This is a genomic window from Rheinheimera tangshanensis (genome assembly GCF_014645135.1).
Classification (GTDB): domain Bacteria; phylum Pseudomonadota; class Gammaproteobacteria; order Enterobacterales; family Alteromonadaceae; genus Pararheinheimera; species Pararheinheimera tangshanensis.
On record NZ_BMLH01000010.1, the window covers coordinates 87076 to 102456 of the forward strand.

The 15381-nt window shown below is 46.5% G+C and carries 15 protein-coding genes; 11 read left to right on the plus strand and 4 right to left on the minus strand.

Features of this window, described 5'->3' with window-relative positions:
• The first annotated feature begins 3 nt into the window (after positions 1-3).
• A complete protein-coding gene (locus tag IEW88_RS16045; RefSeq protein WP_053423339.1) occupies positions 4-504 on the plus strand; it encodes a hypothetical protein in 501 nt (166 codons plus the stop codon).
• A 19-nt stretch (positions 505-523) separates the two neighbouring features.
• Here IEW88_RS16045 and IEW88_RS16050 read toward each other — a convergent pair whose 3' ends face one another.
• Complete coding sequence (locus IEW88_RS16050) at positions 524-754, minus strand: hypothetical protein (protein ID WP_053423338.1); 231 nt, start codon at positions 752-754, stop codon at positions 524-526.
• Positions 732-1229 carry an EVE domain-containing protein gene (locus tag IEW88_RS16055; protein WP_147905030.1) on the minus strand — a complete coding sequence of 166 codons (498 nt, stop codon included), beginning with the start codon at positions 1227-1229 and terminating at the stop codon, positions 732-734. The genes IEW88_RS16050 and IEW88_RS16055 overlap by 23 nt, the downstream gene beginning before the upstream one ends.
• Before the next feature lie 421 nt (positions 1230-1650).
• Between IEW88_RS16055 and IEW88_RS16060 the strand changes: the two genes are divergently transcribed.
• From IEW88_RS16060 to tesB, 5 genes are all read left to right on the plus strand, one after another.
• Positions 1651-3858, plus strand: coding sequence for an RHS repeat domain-containing protein (locus IEW88_RS16060; RefSeq protein ID WP_188713515.1), 2208 nt, complete (start codon positions 1651-1653; stop codon positions 3856-3858).
• On the plus strand, positions 3855-4265 hold the full coding sequence (locus tag IEW88_RS16065) for a hypothetical protein (protein WP_147905033.1): 411 nt from the start codon (positions 3855-3857) through the stop codon (positions 4263-4265). The genes IEW88_RS16060 and IEW88_RS16065 overlap by 4 nt, the downstream gene beginning before the upstream one ends.
• 356 nt (positions 4266-4621) lie before the next feature.
• Positions 4622-5482: an RHS repeat domain-containing protein gene (locus tag IEW88_RS16070; RefSeq protein WP_147905034.1), complete on the plus strand. Its 861-nt coding sequence runs from the start codon at positions 4622-4624 to the stop codon at positions 5480-5482.
• A 12-nt stretch (positions 5483-5494) separates the two neighbouring features.
• A complete protein-coding gene (locus tag IEW88_RS16075; protein WP_147905035.1) occupies positions 5495-6064 on the plus strand; it encodes an SMI1/KNR4 family protein in 570 nt (189 codons plus the stop codon).
• 486 nt (positions 6065-6550) lie between these two features.
• Positions 6551-7420: an acyl-CoA thioesterase II gene (tesB, locus tag IEW88_RS16080; protein ID WP_053423337.1), complete on the plus strand. Its 870-nt coding sequence runs from the start codon at positions 6551-6553 to the stop codon at positions 7418-7420.
• Positions 7421-7478: 58 nt separating this feature from the next.
• Here the strand turns inward: tesB and plsB are convergent, their stop codons facing one another.
• Positions 7479-9914 carry a glycerol-3-phosphate 1-O-acyltransferase PlsB gene (gene plsB, locus IEW88_RS16085; protein ID WP_147905036.1) on the minus strand — a complete coding sequence of 812 codons (2436 nt, stop codon included), beginning with the start codon at positions 9912-9914 and terminating at the stop codon, positions 7479-7481.
• A 121-nt stretch (positions 9915-10035) separates the two neighbouring features.
• Between plsB and lexA the strand changes: the two genes are divergently transcribed.
• The 5 genes from lexA to IEW88_RS16110 all read left to right on the plus strand — a co-directional run bounded on the left by lexA (position 10036) and on the right by IEW88_RS16110 (position 15125).
• A complete protein-coding gene (gene lexA, locus IEW88_RS16090; RefSeq protein WP_185148639.1) occupies positions 10036-10665 on the plus strand; it encodes a transcriptional repressor LexA in 630 nt (209 codons plus the stop codon).
• A 275-nt stretch (positions 10666-10940) separates the two neighbouring features.
• Positions 10941-12074, plus strand: coding sequence for a cytochrome c oxidase subunit II (coxB, locus tag IEW88_RS16095; RefSeq protein ID WP_229670560.1), 1134 nt, complete (start codon positions 10941-10943; stop codon positions 12072-12074).
• Positions 12075-12083: 9 nt separating this feature from the next.
• The gene (gene ctaD / locus IEW88_RS16100) at positions 12084-13679 is read left to right on the plus strand and encodes a cytochrome c oxidase subunit I (RefSeq protein WP_147905037.1); all 1596 of its coding nucleotides are present in this window, start codon (positions 12084-12086) and stop codon (positions 13677-13679) included.
• An 8-nt stretch (positions 13680-13687) separates the two neighbouring features.
• Positions 13688-14251, plus strand: a complete 564-nt coding sequence (locus IEW88_RS16105; protein WP_053423335.1) for a cytochrome c oxidase assembly protein — start codon at positions 13688-13690, stop codon at positions 14249-14251.
• On the plus strand, positions 14244-15125 hold the full coding sequence (locus tag IEW88_RS16110) for a cytochrome c oxidase subunit 3 (protein WP_147905038.1): 882 nt from the start codon (positions 14244-14246) through the stop codon (positions 15123-15125). The genes IEW88_RS16105 and IEW88_RS16110 overlap by 8 nt, the downstream gene beginning before the upstream one ends.
• A gap of 33 nt (positions 15126-15158) precedes the next feature.
• Here IEW88_RS16110 and IEW88_RS16115 read toward each other — a convergent pair whose 3' ends face one another.
• Positions 15159-15368 carry a DUF2909 domain-containing protein gene (locus IEW88_RS16115; RefSeq protein ID WP_147905039.1) on the minus strand — a complete coding sequence of 70 codons (210 nt, stop codon included), beginning with the start codon at positions 15366-15368 and terminating at the stop codon, positions 15159-15161.
• Positions 15369-15381: the final 13 nt, after the last annotated feature.

Genomic DNA, 15381 nt, shown 5'->3' on the forward strand with positions numbered 1-15381 from the left:
TTCATGTGGATGTTGTTATTACTGTTAGCTGTGGCACCTATAGTGTTTTTGGCTTTGAGGTTGGATCAACTAGGCAAAATGCAAAATAGATTAAAAGTGCAGTTACATTTCGCTGAACAACAGTCTGTGCAATTAGAGCATCTGGCGTTTTGGCTCGCTGAAGAACAAAGCCAGCAATTACTGGCTAAAGTCCATCAGGCCGGACGTACTCAGACGAAAGCTCCGGTCTGGTATCTGCACACCGAGCTTTTATGTAAAGCTATTCCGGTGTTATGTAAAGAGCAAGCCAATCACAACATGTTACCGCGGCAGGCTGTAGCCAAATTTCTGAAACAACAGAATCAGTTAACCTTTAATGAGATGGAAAACTTTATTCGTCATCATTCTGCGCTGACTGAACTCTGGCAAAGTAATACGCTGACGTCCTATCTCAAATTATGCCAGCGTGCGGTTGAAATGGTACAGGACTACCAGCCTGTCAATGCCGATCGTTTGGCGGGTTGAAGTGTAGTGAAGAAAGCGGTTAATCGCGCAGGAACACTTTGGGTGCCGTATTGATCTGACCATCTTCAGTAATGCTGGCCATTTTTTGACCGGATTTGAGCACAGCCAGCCGTTGTTGTTCCTGTTGCCGCACAAAAGACAGCTCGTAGCCAAAACGTTGTAACTCAGACACCGAGAATTTCTGCGCCATGCTGAGCATTTCCCAGAAGTAGCTCAGGTCTCTGGGTTCACGTCGTCTCTCTTGCTTCATCGCAGTTCCCCTTGTCCTGACTCATTTTTATTATATGTTGCCATTCTGCTGAACTAACGGGCATGACAGACAATCTGTTGCCTTTTTTCACCAGTGGTAACTGCTCTAGCTTAGTTGACTGTTTGAGTTTGTCGAGTGACAACAGTCGGGTAAATTTCTCTACAAATTGCAGGTCTACTGCCACCCAAGGCGCTTTAGTGCCAGTTGATTTTGCATCAAAATACGGACTTGAAGAGTTAAACTGGCTTGGATCCGGATAGCTGTTTTGTACCACTTTCGCCACACCCGCTATACCAATGTCCTTGCAACTGGAATGGTAAACAAACACCAGATCACCGGTTCTCACCTGATCCCTTAAGAAGTTCCGCGCTTGATAATTTCGCACTCCTTCCCAGACTATGGCTTGATCCGGTGCTTTGGCAAAATCATCAATACTGCATTCTTCGGGTTCAGTTTTAAAAAGCCAGTAGTTCATGATGAGGACTCAGAGATAACAGATAATGCATACTTTAGCCTGAACTACGTTAAGTTCACCAGCCACTTTTGTTCTCTGCTCTGGCGTGCTGCAACTGATTTTTAGCTTTAAACCCAGAGGTTAAAAAGAACAGACATTGTTGTATGGTGTGAGCGACGCGCCCCTGTAGTCCGCCCTGCAGAGGATACAGCTGATATTGGATTAGGTTTTGTGCCTCTATTTGTGCATTTAAATATTAACTAACTTTTTTATTTCAAAATAAATTACATAAATTGATGCTTTGTTCTGAATTAGGTAAAAAATCCTTTTTTTGGAAAACTGCATCATAAAGCTCAGGAATCGATACAGCTACAGGGCACAAGACGATCAAATCTCTAAAACAGAAGACGGTATATTAACTACTCCAACCAGCACAGCGCTGATGGTTGAGCAAACGGCAGTCAATAGCTTTGATAGCAGCAAAGGGTTAATCAGCAAAACGGAGAGCAGCTCCGTGGCCGGTAAAGAGTTTGTCACTCAGTTCAGCTATGACGCGCTAAACCGTTTATCCTGCGAAACCACGCGAATGAACCCGGCAGCGTTCGATAGTCTGCCTGCTTCAGCGTGTAGTTTAGGTACCGAAGGCAGCTATGGTCCTGATCGCGTGGTCCAGCATTGGTACGATACGCTCTCTCGCCTGACGAAAACAAAAGTCGGTGTCGGTACCGTCGATGAAAGCGTGAGCATTGAACTGACATACACATCCAACGGCCAGGTTAAAACCCGTAAAGATGGTAACGGCAATACGACCAGCTATACCTACGATGGCTTTGACCGGCTCAAGCGCACCACCTTTGCTGACTCAAGTTATGAAGAAAATAGCTATGATGCCAACGACAACCTGACGTTCTGGCGCAAGCGGGATGGCACTGTTCACGGGCATAGCTACGATGCACTGAACCTCAGAACCGAGACCTCGGTGCCAGGAGAAAGCAGCCTGAGTTATGCCTACAATGGCAAAGGGCAACAAACTTCGGTCAGCCGTGACAGCCAGAGTGTGGTTACCGCTTACGACGGTCTGGGCCGCATAGGCAGCAGCACGGTATCAGGGCGTACCCTGAGCTACCAGTATGATGCAGCAGGGCGGCGCCGCAGCTTAACTTACCCGGATGGGATATACCTGACATACAGCTATGACGACAGCAACGCTTTACAAAGCATTTTACTCAATGGCAGCAGCCCGCTGGTCAGTTACCTCTACACCAATGACGGTAAACTGAGCAGTATCACCCGAGCTAATGGCCGGGGTTCGGTGTTGGAGTACCATGGTTCGGGGTTACTGAAGAACTTTGACCATCCTGGTGTGAGTCGGGCGAATTTTCAGTACAACCCGGCGCGGCAACTGATAAGCCGGATAACCACGGCAAATTACCAGATAAGTATTCCGCAACCGGGAAGACAGGCGTATGTAGCGAACACGCTGAACCAATACAGTTCAGTGGCAGGCAATCCAATTAGTTATGACAGCAACGGCAACTTAAAAAGCCATGAGGGCTGGACCTACAACTACAACGGCCATAACCGCTTAATCTCAGCCAGCAAATCTGGCACTGCGTTATCACTGGACTACGACGCCACAGGGCGTCTGCTCAGCAGCACGTTAAACGGCAGCAAAACCACATTTTTATATGACGGTGACGAACTGGTGGCAGAATACAACGCCAGTGGGACCATGCTCAGACGTTATGTGCATGGTGTAGGCATTGACGACCCCTTGGTGTGGTTTGAAGGCGCTGGCACCGGTAGCACGAAGTATCTGCTGGCGGATGAACGCGGTTCTATCGTGTCAGAAACCAATGCCAGTGGTGTTGTGGTACAAACTCATCAATATGGGCCTTACGGTGAACTCATCAACCAAAGCACCTCTAGGTTCCGCTATACAGGCCAAATCCTTATTCCGGGCACCGAGCTTTACCACTACAAAGCACGGGTTTATCATCCAAAGCTGGGCAGGTTTTTACAAACCGACCCTATCGGCTACAAAGACGGCATGAACTGGTATGCTTATGTTGGCAATGATCCGATGAATAAGGTGGATCCGAGTGGTAAATATGGAAAAGGTAGAGGCTGGAGCAATGAAAGTTGGAAAAAGTTTGATAAAGCACAAAAGCAATTATCAAAAGATATGAAATCTGTTGCCTCTAAGCTAAAAGGCATAGCCGCAAACTTAAAAGATGGCGAAACAACCAAAGATGGCTATTCGGCAAAACAGCTCAATTCGATGGTTTCAAGCCTTGATAAAGCAACCAACGCTTTAGATAGTGATGGAGCAAAGTCCTCTGGTGGGTACTTTGCACACGCGACCACCGCGGCAGCATCCGGTTGGCAAACTAGAAAATTTGGTGAGGGTATCATTGGTGGAAACAGTATTACTCTAAATACAGACCACCACGATTTTGGTAGCTCCAGGTTCAATTTCATGATCGGTCACGAGGCATTGCATAATGCTGGCTTGGATCATCCAGGTAACATTCGAGGTGTTATGCCATACAGGTTTGGTAGCATACATGAGAACTTGAGGTACAAATCAATCCCAGAGGAACATCAACATACTAATCCTGACTGGGTAATGAGCCAGGTGTATCCATGAAAAAGTTCTACTTACTTCTTACATTATTATTTTCTCTTAGTTGCTTTGCAGAAAGTTGTTCGATATCTGATAAAGAGGTCAAAAGATTAAGTGAAAAAAATAGAGACTATTTCACTTTTGTTTTTACCAATGTCTCAAACAAAATTGCCATAGAAATAAAGGCTCCCAGAACGCTGGAAGACAAAGACCTTGACAATATATTTCTGATAGGGAGAAATAACTTAAGTGAAGAAATTGATTGGGCAATTCCAATAGCAATGTATCCCATATCAACGGATGAAAGCCATGTTACTACCGAGATGCTACTTCCCAATGAAGTAACAAAGCATGCTTTTTTCTCCATAAGTTATGGAAAGGGAGAATGTTTACCTTATATGCAGTATAAGCTCAGCCAGCTAAAGAAGTGAGGTTGCAGTGGCTGTCCTGTCTGAGTGTCCGGCAGTCTGCTCAGTGGGTTTGACAAGCCAGTTTGTTGAATGTTTAAGCGATCCGGCTCCGTTGTTTAGCTAAGGAAGAACCAACGGGGTCACCCATTAGCCTCTCGGTGTCAATAGCGTAACCAAACCCTCGCGCACTGCAAAGTGCGCGTCTTTTTCTTTTCCCCTGTAAACCTACAACCGTCGCATTTTAGTTCTCGCTAGTGGTTGGCGATGTATCGCTCCAGTCACCCATCAGGATCAAGGCTTGGGACTCACTGCGTCCGGCCCCTGGCTACTTGTAGCCCCAGAAAACCCTCTGTTCAGAATACAACGCCAGTGAGAACATGCTCAGACGTTATGTGCATGGTGTAGGCAGTGACGACCCGCTAGTGTGGTTTGAAGGCGCTGGCACCGGTAGCCCGAAGTATCTGCTGGCGGATGAACGCGGTTCTATTATGTCAGAAACCAACGGCAGTGGCAGCGTCACTCAAACCCATCAGTACGGGCCTTATGGCGAGCCAATCAATAGCAGTACCTCACGGTTTAGATACACAGGGCAAATTTTAATCCCTGGTACGGAGTTGTATCACTACAAAGCAGGGGTTTATCATCCGAAGTTAGGGCGCTTTTTACAAACCGACCCCATCGGCTACAAAGACGGCATGAACTGGTATGCTTATGTTGGCAATGATCCGATGAATAAGGTGGATCCGGATGGGCTGGCGAAGAAAAAGATTCTTGCAAAAACTATCGCAGACATCCGAAAAAGAGCTGAAGAAAGAGCTTTAGACAATGCCAGAGCTAGGGGGCGAAGAGCCGCGTTGAAACAAGAAGTTGAGGCACTAGATAGTGGCAGGAAAAGATCTAATCTGTCTCCTGCAAGACAGGAAGAGCTTAGGAATACAGGCAAGCTAAAGGGAATGCATGCTCATCATGAGTCATCAGTCAGCAATGGCAATACGTTAGAAGAAAAAATCGCTATTGCTGAAAACCCTGACCATATACGATTTCTTGAGAAATCTGACCATATCAAGCGGCATCAGGAGCTTGGTGGCACGAGAACGCGTATAACCGAAGCTGATAAAGATGCCATATACAAGACAATGATGGGCATAGCGACAGGTATGGAATTGCTGCAATACGTTCCGGATCCGACCATGCTCATCTCTGATATGGGATGTGCAACAATGGATCCTTGTGGATAGAAGGCATTTGAAATGAATAAAGAATTTTATCAGCGGAACATATTAAAACCTCTTGAAATCTGGAAAGCCAGAGGCGAATCAGTTCACGATAAAGGAGCGATTTTGTTAGGATTTATGCCTGAAGTCGCGCCTAAGGCTTATGCGCATATAATTTTTCCTCCACTTAACGAAAGTTTTATTTCTGAGTTTCAGCAAAGATTAAATGGAAGGAGGATACCTGAAAGCTTGGCTGAGCTGCTTAAGTTGGCTAATGGTATGAGTATATTTTTAGGAGAAATAACTTTAAACGGCTACATACCGCTAAAAGGAGAAAAGAGTAAAGGGTTTTTGGATAACCCGCCCAATATTATGATTGATAATGGTCAATTAATGGTCAAAGGAAGTGATAGCACTGATATCACTATTGGCTGGTATCAAACAGACGGTTCCTACATCAATATCAAATCTGACAGTTCAATTGTCAGATTTAAGCCTGGATTGCCAATGCAAGTTATTCAGAGCTGGCCAGATCTTGAAACTTGGCTTAGCAGCGAAATTGCAAGGCTTAATACAGAATGGCAGCACAAGCTGATTAACAGCTAGGAATCATTAGGGTCAAGTCTTGCGTCTTGCCCTGATGTGTCGTTCAGACTGTTGAACCACGTTGATAATACTCAAAGAGTAACGATAAGCTGGGCTGCATAGTTCGGTATTGGTATACCATGGTTCGGGGTTACTGAAGAACTTTGACCATGCTGGTGTGAGTCGGGCGAATTTTCAGTGTGATTTTTAAGTAGAGCCCAGCCCGACAACTGATAAGCCGGATAACCACGGCAAATTACCAGATAAGTATTCCGCAACCGGGAAGGCAGGATTACGTTACCAATGCGCTGAATCAATACAGTTCGGTAGCCGGCCGGGCACTGACATATGACAATAACGGCAACTTAAAAAGCCATGAGGGCTGGACCTACAACTACAACGGCTGCAACATACGAACCTGATTCTGTATCATTTACAGCTGTCAATTTTGCACTCTGCACTGGCTTGCTGCACAATAGTCACATTACTATTGTTCAGGAGCTGCGTATGAGCCAGGTGTTGTCCGACTTATTATCCCTTTTAAAACTGGAAACCATAGAGCAGGGTTTATACCGCGGTCAAAGTCAGGATCTGGGCTTTAAAGCTGTGTTTGGGGGGCAGGTGATGGGGCAAGCCTTGTCAGCCGCTAAAGAAACAGTGGAAGCAGACCGTAAAGTGCATTCGTTCCACTCGTACTTTTTGCGCCCTGGTGATGCCAGTAAACCTATAGTCTACGAAGTAGAAAATATTCGTGATGGTAAAAGCTTCAGTACACGGCGGGTCAGCGCTATTCAGTTTGGTAAACCCATTTTTTATATGACGGCGTCTTTTCAGGCGGAAGAACAAGGTTTTGAACATCAGGAACTGATGCCTCAAGTGCCGGGTCCTGATGAGCTGGTTTCTGACTTAGAGTTTTACCGTGAGCATGCCCATCTGATCCCAGAATCTTTGCGCAGTAAGTTTATCTGCGAAAAACCAATAGAAATGCGCCCTGTCGCTTTCCATAACCCATTTAACCCTCAAATCAGTCAGGCCAAGCGTTATGTCTGGTTTAAAGCCAATGGGCTAATGCCGGATGATTTGCGGGTGCATAAATATTTGTTGGCTTATGCGTCGGATTTCAACTTCCTGCCGACCGCTTTGCAGCCACATGGTAAATCCTTTATGGCGCCTAATATGCAGGTTGCCACCATCGATCATGCGATGTGGTTCCATCATGATTTTCGTTTTGATGACTGGTTGCTTTATGCAGTGGACAGCCCAAGTGCGTCCGGCGCCCGTGGTCTGGTGAGAGGCCAGTTTTTTAATAGGGATGGTGTGCTAGTCGCGTCCACTATGCAGGAAGGGGTGATCCGCAGTTACGATAAATCCCGTTGATCGCTTTGCGCTGGGACAAAAAACCACCTGCTGAGGTGGTTTTTTATAGCCCTGAGAGTTATGTTTTTTTCACTATGCTCAGCACAGTCTGCAGTATATCTGCTCTTAGCAGGCCGTTTACTGTTTGTTGCAATGGTAACAAAATAGCCGTGGCTTCCAACTCGTTTTGCTCGTTGGTGTGACAATAACCTGCTTCGCGAAGTGCCGTGATTAGAGTCGCAAACAGCTGCTTATCAAGGTATTCCGGAGAGCTGATGCCATGCAAAGTGCTTAAACGCTGTGCCAGTTCATGGCTTTGCTGCTCTAAATCGGCACGCGTCAGCGGGCTATGTAGTTGCAGTAAATTCAGCACCACCGCATAACGCTGCAGCACGTCTTGCGCATTGTGTGCCAATAGTTCCAGCATAAAATGCCCGGCCTGCTGCACCGGAACGGCTTGTAAAGATGCACCCACAGCTTCGATGAGCTGGTGTTTTTGCAGCTGTTCCAGTAGCTGTTCTATATATGCATTAAAGTGCTCTGGCTTTAAAAACAGCTCATGTTGCAGCAAAGGTTGTAACAACTGACAAATATTGATCAATTGTACTTTGCTTAACTGTGGATGCTGTAATAAAGCTGTAGCCAAAATTGCCGGCAGCATAAATAAATGGCAGACGTTATTGCGGTAGTAACTTAATAAAATCGCGTTTTCGGGTGTCAGTTGAATAATCTGACCGAAGCTGTCTTGTGACACCTCAACTTTCTTCAGGCTAATGGCATGATCAATCCATTGACTGACCGAGCCTTCAGGCAGAGTGACACCGGCATGGTAAGGCGCATAGTGTTGTAAGTTACGGTAAAACTCCAACTGACGGGTCAGCTCCTGCCGCGTCAGTGAATGCTGGCGTGTCGCCAGTAAACAGGTGGCGATCAGGTTAATACTATTCAGCGCTGCTGCCTGATTAATCCGCTGCATCATTTCGGTGGCCAGTGTCGCTACCGCAGGATTTAACCAGGCTGGTTTTTGCGTATCGGCCGTCTCCATCGACGCGCGCCAGTCAGGTGCCTGCTGGTTTAAAAACGCGTTCAGTGAAATAGGCTGGCCAAAATTGACATAGCCATAGCCATAATCCCGCAGTTTACGGGCTGCACTAAATACGCCGCTAATGGACTCTTTTTTCTTGCTGGAGCCTTTGAGTTCGGTCAGATAGGTATTGACCTCCATTACATGCTCATAACCAAGGTAGACAGGCACTAAGCTGATAGGTCTGTCTATACCACGCAGTGCAGCTTGCACTGTCATTGCCAGCATACCGGTCTTAGGCTGCAATAAACGACCAGTGCGGCTACGACCGCCTTCCGAATAATACTTTACCGGGTAACCTTTGCTGAACAGTTGGCTTAAGTATTCGCGAAACACCGCTGAGTACAGCTTTTCACCGCTAAAACTACGGCGGATAAAAAAGGCACCACCACGGCGGAATAAGGTGCCGACAGGCCAAAAATTCAGGTTAATACCAGCGGCTATATGAGGTGGAGCTAAACCCTGATGGTAAATGACGTAACTAAGCAGCAAATAATCCATATGACTGCGATGGCAAGGCACGTAGACAATTTCATGGCCTTTTTGCACTAAATCCGTCAGTACCTGACCATTGTGCACTTTTAAACCTGAGTACAGTTTTTTCCATAACCAGCCAAGGAACCGATCGCCTACTCTTAAGGTGGATTCGCGGTAATCCGCCGCTATCTCTTCCAGCAGCTTCAAAGCTCCAGCCCGAGCTTCCCTGATACTGATTTTTTTACTTTGCGCTTCTTCTTCAATAGCTTTTCTTAATGCATCGGAAGCGAGTAAAGAGTTAAATAATGCGGCTCTGTCTGGTAATTTCGGGCCAGTTGCAGCCAAACGCTGGCGATAAAAGTGGAAACGCGCTACTCGCAATAACTTATGGGCCGTGTCTTCGTTGACTGTGGCATTTTCAATAATCTGCCGTACTGAGACGGCTTTACTGAAACGCACCAGGGTATGACGACCGGAAATCAACACAATAAACAGCTTGGCGAGCCAGCTTGGCGATTCAGATTCACCCAGCATAGACTTCACACTGTCTTCTTTACCCGGAGCCCGGCCCCAGAGCACTGAAACAGGGATGAGTTGCGCTGAAAAATTTGGGTCCCGCTGATGCGCCTTTAATAAAGCTAAACCTTGTTGCAAAGCATCGGTGGAAGCGCGACTGCCCCAAAGCACACGAGGTTGTTCGAGGAAAATAGTACGGGGTAAGCTAGTGTTGCCCAATTGCACTGGTGCCATAGGATCAGGCAAGCCTAACTTATGACAGATACGGGCTAAAGTGGCCAAATCGCTGGAGGAGGCGGTTCTGCTGATATAAAACACAGGCTGTTTGGGGTCCAGCGCCAGATTTTCTGCTACAGGTTCTGGCACTATTTTGCATCTGACCAAAGGTTTCAGTGGCCAATACAGCAGCTTTGCTAACCATGTCATTGGTTTTAACATATCAAATCCGTACTTATAAACAGCCGCTAGAATAGCATGGAAGGTCTTACCAGCAAAATGCTTGGCAGACTGCGAAAGGCTGTATATACTCACAGTATCCACTGTATAGGTATTCAGCATTATGCGTCCATTAACACCACGACAAGCCGAAATTTTGCAATTGCTTAAAGATTATCAGGCCGCCTCAGGTATGCCGCCAACACGAGCTGAAATTGCGACTCAGCTTGGGTTTAAGTCTGCCAATGCCGCGGAGGAGCATTTAAAAGCCCTGGCGAAAAAAGGTTTTATCGAAATGATGCCGGGTACCTCCCGTGGTATCCGTTTGGTTGAAGATGACGCTGCCAATGATGTGGAAGAAGAAGAGCCGGGTTTGCCATTGATTGGCAAAGTTGCGGCTGGTCAACCTATTCTGGCGGCAGAACATATCCAGCAGCGTTATCAGCTTGATGCCAGCTTGTTTAAACCTAATGCCGACTTTTTATTAAAAGTGCAGGGCATGAGTATGAAAGACATTGGTATTTTAGATGGCGATTTACTGGCCGTGCACAAAACCACTGAAGCCCGTCAGGGGCAGATTGTGGTCGCCAGAGTTGAAGATGAAGTCACAGTAAAGCGTTTTCGCCGTGAAGGACAGATGGTTTATCTGCACCCGGAAAACAGCGATTTTGATGTGATAAAAGTTGACTTAAGCCAACAGCATTTTGCCATTGAAGGCCTCGCCGTTGGTGTGATCCGCACCAGCAGTTGGTAAAAAATCTACCTGACTCAATAGTTTGCTAATACATCAAGCACTGGTACGACCATTCGGTTTTATCGGTGCTTTTTCATTTTTCGGGTTTACTTCTGTCTGTTCCTTGACTAATTGTTAGATGCAACTGATAACAAAATATACAAATCAGTGCACCGGTTTTAGTTTTCTAAATCGGGATAATAATAAAAATGGCAATTGCGGACTAAAGACGAAGTGGGATGTGAAGTGTCTTTCAATCTGCAATTTGCTTTGTGCAAAGACAGAGGAGAAGTCACGTGGCGAAAACCAGTTATCTGTGTTGGTCGCTGCTAACCTTTTTGCTTGCGTTTTCGACGCAGTCTGCAGAAATGCCTTTGAACATGACTCAAGGGGTTACAGAAATCAGTCAGCAGGTTTACAGCCTGCATATGAAGATTTTTTACATTTGCTGTGCAATAGGGGTAGCGGTTTTTGGGGTGATGTTTTGGTCCATCATCCATCATCGTAAGTCGAAGGGCGTCGCGCCCGCCCAATTTCACGAGAGCACCAAAGTTGAGCTGCTTTGGACCGCTTTACCTGTGGTTATTCTGATTTTAATGGCGATACCCGCCACCCAAACCCTGATCGCAATGGAAGACACTTCTGAAGCTGATGTCACTATTTTAATCACCGGCTCACAGTGGAAGTGGCACTACAAATACATGGACCACAAAGTAGAGTATTACTCGTTGCTGGCCACACCCCGTAAACAAATCGAAAATAAACTCAAAAAGGGTGAAAACTACCTGTTGGAAGTTGACAGGCCTTTGGTGATCCCCACAGGTAAAAAGGTGCGCTTTTTAGTCACATCAGATGATGTGATCCATTCCTGGTGGGTACCTGCTTTTGCTGTGAAAAAAGATGCCAACCCTGGTTTTATTAATGAAGCTTGGACCAAAGTTGATTATCCAGGCATTTATCGCGGCCAGTGTGCTGAACTTTGCGGTAAAGATCACGGCTTTATGCCTGTAGTGGTGATTGCCAAAGAGCAAGCTGATTTTGATCAATGGATAGCTCAGGAAGCCGCCACTCAGGCTGCGGCTAAAGAAGAAGAACAAAAACTGCTGTCGATGAATATGAGCAAAGAAGAATTAATGGCTCTGGGTGAAAAAACCTATATGGGCTACTGCGCTGCCTGTCATCAGCCTACAGGCATGGGGATCCCCGGTGTGTTCCCTGCGCTTAAAGGCAGCAAAATGGCGCTGGAAGATTTACCTGCCCATATCGATATAGTATTGAATGGTAAAACTGGCACTGCCATGCAGGCGTTTGGTAAACAGCTGAGTTTAAGTGAAATTGCAGCAGTGGTTACCTATGAGCGCAATGCCTGGGACAACAATACAGGCGATCTGGTGCAAGCTGCCGACATCGCCAAAGCACAAAAACCATAGGGGGCGCAGATGAGTACTGTTACTACAGATCCACATGCTCATGCTGAGCATGAACATCATCACGGACCAGCCAAAGGCTTAAAACGCTGGCTTTATACCACCAACCATAAAGATATAGGCACTTTGTACCTGCTGTTTGCACTGACGATGTTTTTTATCGGCGGTGCTATGGCTATGGTGATCCGGGCCGAATTATTTCAGCCAGGACTGCAAATTGTTGAGCCGAACTTTTTTAATCAGATGACCACAGTGCATGGTCTGATTATGGTGTTTGGTGCTGTGATGCCTGCCTTTACTGGCCTTGCCAACTGGCTCATTCCTATGATGATAGGTGCGCCTGATATGGCGTTGCCCCGGATGAATAACTGGAGCTTCTGGATTTTACCTTTTGCATTTAGCATCCTGCTGTTGTCTTTATTTATGGAAGGTGGCGGCCCCAGTTTTGGCTGGACTTTTTATGCACCGCTATCCACCACCTATAGCAATGACAGCACTGCACTTTTTGTGTTTTCAGTTCATATCATGGGTATTTCATCCATTATGGGCGCTATCAACGTGATAGTGACCATTATGAATCTGCGTGCGCCAGGCATGACTTATATGAAAATGCCATTGTTTGTCTGGACCTGGTTTATTACGGCTTATTTGCTGATTGCTGTGATGCCTGTACTGGCTGGCGCCGTGACTATGGTGCTGACTGATAAGTATTTTGGCACCAGCTTCTTTGACGCTGCAGGGGGTGGCGATCCTGTATTGTTCCAGCATATTTTCTGGTTCTTCGGTCATCCCGAAGTGTATATCATGATATTACCTGCTTTTGGCATCATTTCAGCCATAGTGCCAACCTTTGCCCGTAAGCCTTTGTTTGGCTACGCCTCTATGGTGTACGCCACTGCCAGTATCGCCTTATTGTCCTTCTTAGTTTGGGCGCATCATATGTTCACCACCGGCATGCCGGTGTTTGCTGAGCTGTTTTTCATGTACTGCACCATGCTGATTGCAGTGCCGACTGGGGTGAAAGTCTTTAATTGGGTGGCCACTATGTGGCGGGGCGCCATGACCTTTGAAGTGCCTATGATGTTTGCCCTGGCCTTTATTGTACTTTTTACCATAGGAGGCTTCTCTGGCCTGATGCTGGCCATTACGCCTGCTGACTTTCAGTATCACGATACCTATTTTGTGGTAGCGCATTTCCATTATGTGTTAGTTACAGGCGCTATCTTCTCCATTATGGCGGCTGCCTATTACTGGCTGCCGAAATGGACAGGCCATATGTACGACGAAACCTTGGGGCAGTGGCATTTCTGGTGTTCGTTGATTTCCGTCAACGTACTGTTTTTCCCTATGCATTTTGTTGGCTTAGCCGGTATGCCTCGACGGATCCCGGATTACGCACTGCAATTTGCTGACTTTAATGCACTTATTAGTATTGGTGGTTTTGCCTTTGGTTTATCCCAGTTGCTGTTTGTCGCTCTGGTGGTGAAGTGTATTAAAGGCGGCAAAAAAGCCACAGCTCAGGTGTGGGAAGGTGCTGAAGGACTGGAGTGGACTATCGCGTCTCCTGCGCCTTATCACAGCTTTACTACACCACCTGAAATCAAGTAGGGGGCGTTATGGCACTGAAGCATCAACCTATAGTGGTTAAATTGTGTTTGCTGACCGCAGCCATGTTTGGTTTTGGTTATGCCTTAGTGCCTTTGTACGACGTGTTTTGTGATTTAACAGGCCTGAATGGTAAAACCTCGACTATGGCAGCGACGGCAGAAGCTGCTATACCGGATAAAAAACGCGAAGTGCTGGTGGAGTTTATTGCCCGTCCGAATAACAACATGCCATGGGTATTTGAGCCTGTGGTACACAAACTTCGGGTGCATCCGGGCGAAATACACCGTATTGATTATCTGGCGCACAATGTCACAGGCCGGGCTATGACAGCTCAGGCTGTACCTTCGGTATCGCCGGGGCAAGCCGCTTTATATTTTAATAAAATGGAATGTTTCTGTTTTACCCAACAACATCTGACGGCAGGTCAGCAGTTACTCATGCCGTTGCAATTTTATGTCGATCCCGCACTACCGGAACAGTTCAGCACTATCACTTTGTCTTACACCTTGTATGAGGTAGACGCTGTCACCCCGGTCACTGCACAGACAGCAACAGGGGATAACAATGAGTGAAAAATACGAACATTATTACGTACCAGAGCAAAGCCCGTGGCCCATAGTGGGCGCAGTCGCCTTGTTTATGATTGCTTTTGGCGCTGGCAATTATGTGAATGAAGTCACCAAAGATCAGCCGGGTTATGGCGGCTACTTACTCCTGGCTGGTGTTGCCACTTTAATTTTTATGCTGGTGGGTTGGTTTCGTAATGTCATAGATGAGTCTATGAACGGCTTGTACAGCAGGCAACTCGACCGATCATTTCGCCAGGGTATGAGCTGGTTTATTTTCTCTGAAGTGATGTTTTTTGCTGCTTTTTTTGGCGCTTTATTCTACGCCCGGATGATCGCAATTCCGTGGTTGGATGGTGCCAGTAATAATGCCAGTACAGCAGCTGTATTGTGGCCAGCCTTTGAAGCGGCCTGGCCTCTACTGAAAACTCCGGGTGGCACTGAAACTCAGGCTATGCCATGGCAAGGACTACCCCTCTACAACACACTGATTCTATTAGCGTCTTCTGTCACTTTGCAGTTTGCCCATATGGGGCTGGAGCAAAATAAAAGAGGCCAACTGAAGCTGATGTTAGGGCTCACTATCCTGCTGGGCGCTTGTTTCCTTGCTTTGCAGGGAGTTGAGTATGTGCATGCTTATCAGGATCTTGGCCTAAAACTGGACTCAGGTATTTATGGCAATACCTTCTTTTTGCTGACGGGGTTCCATGGCTTGCACGTGACTCTGGGGGCCATATTTTTACTGGTGATGTTTTTACGTATTGTACTGAAAAACCATTTTACCGCTCATAAGCATTTTGCTTTTCAGGCTGCGGCCTGGTATTGGCATTTCGTTGATGTGGTTTGGTTATGTTTATTTATTTTTGTTTACGTGCTGTAGAGTCAGAGGCGGGCCACAAGCCCGCTTGCAATCTTAATAGGGGCGGCCATGCGGAGTGATCAAACCAAATTGTAAGGCAAGGATCACTAGCAATAAGACTATGGCCGACCACCAGACACGGCGGCCTAAAAACTTCGACATGCTGGGCTGGTTTTCATCGTTTTTCAGCATCAGAAACAAAGCACGAAATAAGTTAAAAACAATAAAGAGCAGTAGTGCAATGAGTAAAAGTTTAATCCACATAAAACCTCGCTTA

Excerpts from the sequence above, each read along its gene's own strand:
- IEW88_RS16045 (WP_053423339.1), top strand. The coding sequence starts at position 4 with ATGTGGATGTTGTTATTACTGTTAGCTGTGGCACCTATAGTGTTTTTG.
- IEW88_RS16050 (WP_053423338.1), bottom strand. The coding sequence starts at position 754 with ATGAAGCAAGAGAGACGACGTGAACCCAGAGACCTGAGCTACTTCTGG.
- IEW88_RS16055 (WP_147905030.1), bottom strand. The coding sequence starts at position 1,229 with ATGAACTACTGGCTTTTTAAAACTGAACCCGAAGAATGCAGTATTGAT.
- IEW88_RS16060 (WP_188713515.1), top strand. The coding sequence starts at position 1,651 with ATGGTTGAGCAAACGGCAGTCAATAGCTTTGATAGCAGCAAAGGGTTA.
- IEW88_RS16065 (WP_147905033.1), top strand. The coding sequence starts at position 3,855 with ATGAAAAAGTTCTACTTACTTCTTACATTATTATTTTCTCTTAGTTGC.
- IEW88_RS16070 (WP_147905034.1), top strand. The coding sequence starts at position 4,622 with ATGCTCAGACGTTATGTGCATGGTGTAGGCAGTGACGACCCGCTAGTG.
- IEW88_RS16075 (WP_147905035.1), top strand. The coding sequence starts at position 5,495 with ATGAATAAAGAATTTTATCAGCGGAACATATTAAAACCTCTTGAAATC.
- tesB (WP_053423337.1), top strand. The coding sequence starts at position 6,551 with ATGAGCCAGGTGTTGTCCGACTTATTATCCCTTTTAAAACTGGAAACC.
- plsB (WP_147905036.1), bottom strand. The coding sequence starts at position 9,914 with ATGTTAAAACCAATGACATGGTTAGCAAAGCTGCTGTATTGGCCACTG.
- lexA (WP_185148639.1), top strand. The coding sequence starts at position 10,036 with ATGCGTCCATTAACACCACGACAAGCCGAAATTTTGCAATTGCTTAAA.
- ctaD (WP_147905037.1), top strand. The coding sequence starts at position 12,084 with ATGAGTACTGTTACTACAGATCCACATGCTCATGCTGAGCATGAACAT.
- IEW88_RS16105 (WP_053423335.1), top strand. The coding sequence starts at position 13,688 with ATGGCACTGAAGCATCAACCTATAGTGGTTAAATTGTGTTTGCTGACC.
- IEW88_RS16110 (WP_147905038.1), top strand. The coding sequence starts at position 14,244 with ATGAGTGAAAAATACGAACATTATTACGTACCAGAGCAAAGCCCGTGG.
- IEW88_RS16115 (WP_147905039.1), bottom strand. The coding sequence starts at position 15,368 with ATGTGGATTAAACTTTTACTCATTGCACTACTGCTCTTTATTGTTTTT.